The organism is Micromonospora sp. S4605 (assembly GCF_003176715.1).
Taxonomy (GTDB): domain Bacteria; phylum Actinomycetota; class Actinomycetes; order Mycobacteriales; family Micromonosporaceae; genus Micromonospora; species Micromonospora echinaurantiaca.
Genome location: NZ_QGSW01000342.1, coordinates 1 through 6,003, shown reverse-complemented (window position 1 = coordinate 6,003; position 6,003 = coordinate 1). Strand labels below are relative to the sequence as shown.

3 protein-coding genes and 2 pseudogenes are annotated in these 6,003 nt (G+C 69.9%); 2 read left to right on the top strand and 3 right to left on the bottom strand.

All coding sequences use genetic code 11. From position 1 onward, the window contains the following. Positions 1 to 37 precede the first annotated feature (37 nt). Together DLJ47_RS29610 and DLJ47_RS29605 are read right to left on the bottom strand one after the other, a co-directional pair. Complete coding sequence (locus DLJ47_RS29610; RefSeq protein WP_109904893.1) at positions 38 to 703, bottom strand: hypothetical protein; 666 nt, start codon at positions 701 to 703, stop codon at positions 38 to 40. Between the two features lie 182 nt (positions 704 to 885). Then, positions 886 to 1,710 (bottom strand): hypothetical protein, encoded by an 825-nt coding sequence (locus DLJ47_RS29605; protein WP_146228222.1) that lies wholly within the window; start codon positions 1,708 to 1,710, stop codon positions 886 to 888. 494 nt (positions 1,711 to 2,204) lie between these two features. Between DLJ47_RS29605 and DLJ47_RS29600 the strand changes: the two genes are divergently transcribed. Together DLJ47_RS29600 and DLJ47_RS29595 are read left to right on the top strand one after the other, a co-directional pair. Next, on the top strand, positions 2,205 to 5,222 hold the full coding sequence (locus DLJ47_RS29600; protein WP_233258083.1) for a BTAD domain-containing putative transcriptional regulator: 3,018 nt from the start codon (positions 2,205 to 2,207) through the stop codon (positions 5,220 to 5,222). After that, positions 5,219 to 5,509 (top strand): annotated as a pseudogene (locus tag DLJ47_RS29595) (DUF2637 domain-containing protein); the annotation flags it as partial. The gene DLJ47_RS29600 and the pseudogene DLJ47_RS29595, both read left to right, overlap by 4 nt. A 119-nt stretch (positions 5,510 to 5,628) precedes the next feature. Here the strand turns inward: DLJ47_RS29595 and DLJ47_RS37235 are convergent. Further along, positions 5,629 to 6,003: pseudogene (locus DLJ47_RS37235) on the bottom strand (hypothetical protein); the annotation flags it as partial.

Sequence of the window (6,003 nt, the reverse complement as noted above, 5' to 3'; positions counted from 1 at the left end):
CGCCGGACGCGCGAACATCGCTCACGCTCGCCGCGACCTACACGACCGCCGCGACGTCTTCGCCACCTACGGCATCTAACAAACCATGATCAAACCGGACACACCCGAACAACGCCGGGGCCGTGGGTGTCCAGTACCGACGGTTATTGAGCAACTCGGCGCTCACCTGACGTGCGCCAGACCGGGCGCCGATGGAGGTGAGGGCCGCTGCCACCATGTCGACGGCTGAGCTGGTGCGGTCGCTGTCGGCGCAGGCAGGCAACAGTAAGAGCAGTCGCTCCGCCGGCGTGTGATCCTCGTCCGACTGCTGCGCAGCGGCGACAAGTTCCGGCCACGCGAGCGCGGGCCCGCGAAAGTGTCCTTCCAAGGCTGCGAGTGGCAACGACTCGCTGCCGGAGCCAGGCGCAAGGACGTAGTCGACGCCGCCTTCACCCTCGAAGTTACGCATGACGACGTGAAGGTGATCGTGACCTGCGAGCGGTAGTGAGAACACCGGCCATCGGCGCGGGTCGAGGAAGGTGTCGATGAGTTCGCTCAGGTCGGCTGGATCGGAACCGAAGGCGTTCGGTGCTGACTCGGATCCGCCCACGGTGTAAAGAAACGCTGGCCAGAACAGCGGGCTCGACATCATCTCGGAACCGTCGACCAGCGGTGACTGCAGAAAGGGGGGCTCGTACCCATCCAAATAGCCGGGAATGATCACATCATCATCCTTGCAGCAGAGACCACCGGTCTCCAAGGAGAGCCGCCCTCATCTGCCGCCGTCCGTGCACGTCAGCCGCCCGTCGTCGCCCCTCACTGCGGGTGGTCGGCGCTTCGCGACGCTCGGGCATCCTGAATTGCAGAGAGGGGTGAACCTTGCGGCTTCGTGGAGGATGACATGGGTCACCCATGGCCGAGTTCCTGCCATCCGGGCCATCGCCAACTGTCGACCTCAGGCCAGGTAGCCACGAGCCCGGCAGAGAGTGCACCGCCGAATGCCACGGCTCCCTCGTGGGATGCGTAGGCAATCCAATCGTGTCGCTCGTCGATCCAGAATCCCTCCGGCCCGGTGTACCTCGGGGCCATGATCTCGACATCCAACAGGTAGTCGGCCCCATACTCGCGCAACTCGACTACACGCGGCCGGCCCAGCTCTCGCAGCACTCGGCGAACCTGATCAACGCCGTCGCCCTCCCACATCGACTCTCCAGTCAGCACCAGCACGTCGTTCGGAACCGAACTACTCAGCAACGGGTGCCACCAACCGTTCTGCACCCCCCATCGCTGTTGCAGCGACGTCCGCCAGGCTGATGACTCCTCGGGCGTTAGCACGCGCCGATACGGGACGGGATCGGTGCGGAAATCCGGCAGCGTAGTCCAATGCCGTACCTTTGCAGCGAACAGCCGGCGCTCATCGGCGATGGCCTGTGCCTCGACGTCGTCGTGCGGGGGTTCGGTGAACGGGCAGTGCGCACGCTCGGCAGCCGTAAGCATCATGCTGGCCACTACGTCGACGCTGGGTAGCCGGTCGGGATCGAGTCGCTCAACTTCCATGAGGATGGCGTCCACAACGTTGTAGCGGGGGAAGATCCCCTTCGCTTCGGTGGTGTAGTGGTACCCATCGGCTTGGCGGCCATCGTTGGGCAGCCCGCCGTGCTCCCTCTGCAGTTCCTCATATCGCCTCGTCAAATACCGGCGTGATGCCCAGTGCAACGTTGTTGAATCCACGCAAACATCCTCTCCGGTCAGTCCACGGCGCTTCACATGTGCACGGATCTGCCGCGATCCGCGCGTTACGTAGCGTCACGCCGAGCTGGCCGGGTGTCGTCATCCACCCGGCCCGCGCGTCTTGAAGCGGGACACCATCAACCATCGCGCCAAGAGGCGACATCGACCGGACCAACCGCGGCGCCACATTCGACACCGGGATCCTCCGGCCCGACCGAGTGGACGGCAGGAGCCGAACCCGAACTATGCGCCAATGGCGCACAACGTCCCGCTCACTCACCCGCAGCGCGGGTTGTCTCGCTGTACGTGCCCAGCTGCCAGCTACCCCGTCACGCCTGCTGAGCTGTGGCTGTGAGGTCGTGTAAGGCGGTGTGAGGTGCTGTCAGCCGCCGTCTCCTCCCACCATGGCGTTGACAGTCATAGCGTCACGGCATTGCCCCGCCCTATGCGTCAGCAGCACCGCCATCCGGGGCCGTGAGATGAAGGGAGGCCAGGTGACATCCCGACCAGCACGTATCGCGGCGGTGACCACCGCCGTCCTGTCCACCGCCGCCGTACCGGTTGCCTTCGCCGCGACCGGCGCATGGGCACCGCAGGTGCCCTCACCGGCCGCCGCCAGGGGGTGGATCGCTGAGCCGATGAGCACCGGTTTTGTCATCGTTCTCGCGCAAGCGGGAGGGGCGATGCTGTGGCTGCTGCTGTTCACCGCCGTGCTCACCCACGTCTACACCGCAGTGGCCCGCCGGCTGCGCTGGACGGCCACCCTGCGCCTTCCCGGCCCGTTCCAGGGCCTCGCCGCCGCGCTGCTCGGCGCGACGGCCGCCACCACCGCCACGGCCGCCACCGCGCACGCCAGCCCAGCCACCACCAGCGGCCTGCCCGCCGCCGAACCGGCCACCGCCACGCCCACCGGGCACCAGGCCGGGCAGGATCCGCGACCAAGCGGGCAAATATCCACCTACACCGTGCGGCGAGGTGACAGCCTCTGCCGGATCGCCGAACGCACCCTCGGCGACGCCGACCGCTGGCCGGAGATCTTCGCCCTCAACAGGGGCACCCGTTTCCCCCACGTCGGTGGCACCCTGCGCGACCCGAACCTGATCTACCCCGGCTGGACCCTGCACCTGCCCGCCGACGCCGCCCCACCACCGCGGCCGCCGCACCCGCCCGCAGACACGGCACCACCGCCGACCAGCAGACCCGACGAACGTGCGGCGCCGGACGCCTCCGAGACGTCACCCCCATCTCCGGCGCCGGTGAACCCCCGGCAGTCAACCGCCCCTGAGCCCGCCGCCACCGCGGCCCCCGACAGCGGCGCTGTCTCGACCGGCACCGCACCAGGTGAGTCGGTCAGCCCTGGGGCAGACGACACCAGCCGGGCGGCCGGGCATGCCTGGCGCGGGGTGTTGCTGCCCAGCGGCAGCTGGGTCGAGCTCGGCCTGGCCTGCGCGCTCGCCGTCGCCGTCGCGCTGGTCTGGGCCCACCGTCAACGCCGTTACGTCCCCCGCACCTCCTCGGCCCGGCCCCGCCGTGACGACCCGGCCCTGACCCCCATGCCTCGAGTGGTTGCTCAGATCCGCCGCGGACTACGCCGTGTCACAGCCGCCCCCGGTGCGGACCGGCGCAGCGTCCGCACTGCTGGTGAAAGCCATGATCAGGAACCGGACCATCACAATCAGGCGTCGGCCGGCGTCGGCGACACGGAAGTCGGCGGCCCGTTTACGGTGGTGCCGGCGCTGAACAACCCGTCGGTGTCGCGATGGCCCTCGGCAGGGTTGGGCCTGACCGGTCCTGGCGCGGAAGCCGCCGCCCGCGGATTCCTGATCGCCGTCCTCGCCGCAGGCGGCGCGGATCACCCGGATGCGCGCGCCGAGGTCGTCATACCGGCGGCGACCGCGGCGGCACTGTTGGACGTCACCGCGGTCGACCTGCCGCGCACTCCACGGTTGACCGTCACCGCCAGCCTGGACGAGGCGCTCACGATCTGCGAAGCGCAGGTGATGCACCGCGCCCGGCTGCTGCACCAGCACGACGCCGACACCGTCACGCAGCTGCGCGCCGTCGACCCCTACGAGGAGCCCCTCCCACCGGTCATGCTGCTGGCCGACGCCACCGGCCGCGGGGAACGCGCCCGCCTCGCCGCACTGCTTACCCAGGGCCACCGCCTGGACATCCACGGCGTGCTGCTCGGCGCGTGGCCCGACGGCGGCACCGTCGATGTCGCCGCCGACGGCAGCACCACCCCCGCCGACAGCGACACCCGGCACCGCTCCGACCAGGGCGACATCGGTCGCCTCACCGTGCTCAACCCCGCCGAGGCCATCGACATCCTCGCGACCCTGGCCGAATCCCACACCGGCCAGCCGCCCGCGCCCGCTGACACCGCACCTAGCCCCCGGCCCACGCCAGCCCACACGACGACCACGGCAACCACAGGCACGGAACAACAGCCGGCAACGCCGCCGGCGGCCGGTGAGACCAGCGGGCACGACGCCGACGCACGCGACCCGGACAAGGCGACCGACGCACCCGGGCGGGAAGCGGGCACGACCAGCGCTGACACTCCCACCGCCGCCAACGAACCGGACGCGACCGCTACCCCCGTCCCGGTCGGCGGAGACGACACCGCCCCGGCAGCCGGCGGCACCTCCCCCAGCAGGGCCACCGTCCTGCCCGTGGCGGACGCAGAGCCGGTCGGCCTCGCCGGCGACCAGGCGCCGCTGCCGGCGCGCCGCGACCGGGTCGAGGTGACGGTGCTCGGCGCGCCCGCCATCGTCGACGCCGACCCGCAACGCAAGCCACGCGCCAAGTCCCTGGAACTGCTGGTGTATCTGGCCGTGTGCGACGGCGACGCCTCCACAGATGCGATCCTCGACGACCTGCTGCCCGACGCCCCGACCAGCAGAGCCACCCACCGGCTGCACACCTACGTCTCGGACCTGCGCGCGGTGCTGCGCCACACCGCCGGTCCCGGCACCTACCTCACCCGCCTCCACCACCGCTACCAGCTCAACCCCGACCGCTTCGACATCGACCTGTGGCGCATGCGCGCCGCCATCCGCGCCGCCGACACCGCCGCGTCACGTACCGAACGCATCACGGCGCTACGCCGCGCCGTCGACACCTACCGGCCCCTCGCACAGGGCTGCGACTACGAATGGCTCGAACCCCACCGGCACGCCGTGCAGCAGGAGGCCCTCAACGCCGTCGCCGCCCTCGTCGAGGAACTCGCCGACCACCCCGACCAGCAGGCCGCCGTCTGTGAGAACGCCCTGCAGCACCACCCCTACGCCGAAACCCTCTACCAGGCCGCGATGCGCGCCCACGCCCGCCTCGGGCACGTCGACACCATCCGCGCGCTACGCCGCACCTTGACCCGCCGCCTCGCCGAGATCGACGCCGAACCCGACGACGACACCCTCACCCTGGCCGACCGCCTCATCACCGACCTGCGCCAACCCCGACCCGGGCGCCACAGCCCACGACCCTCCGATGACGGAGCGTCCGCATGAGCCCGGCACCCCACATCCCGGCCACACACTCCGTCGTCGTCGCTGGCAAACAACTGCGGCGGCTACGGTGGGCGGTGCGCGCCACCCTCACCCTCGGCGTCGCCGCCTCGGTCGCCGCGAACGTCCTGCACGCCCGCCCGAACCCGATCAGCCAGATCATCGCCGCGTGGCCGCCGCTCGCGCTGCTGCTCACCGTCGAGCTGATCTCCCGCGTCCCCCACCACCGCTGGATCCTCGGCGCGATCCGCATCACCGCAGCCGCCACCATCGCCGTCATCGCCGGCTGGTGGGGTCGGGTCAGGGCGCGGTGCCAGCCTTTCGGTCCGGTCGTCTCCCTGACCCGCCCGCCCGAACCGGACGTGCGCGTCTCCGCGCATCCGGCTCTCCACGAGCACATGCCGTCAGGTCACGTGCTGGGTGTGGCCGCCGGTTGATGCCATCTGTCCCACGGAGTGGGGATCTTCGTTCCGCGGTAGCGGTAGCGGTTGATCGCCACCTTCTGCGGGTCGAACAGAACGATCCCCTCGTGCGTCGGTTTCCATCCAGGCAGATACCGACGGATCAGGTGCTTCCAGGGCACTCCGTCGTGGCGTTTGCGTATCCACCCGAGCACCCGCCGCCAGGCGTAGCGCGACAGGTAGCTGAAGGTGGCATAGTGGCGTCCCTGATAGTGGTGTAACGCGGTTGGCGTGATTGCCGGACAGCCCGTCCGGCATAGAGCGCGGCCATCGCGTGATCTTTCGAGTGAACCTTCCACAGCACTCTCGAAAGGGACTACCGC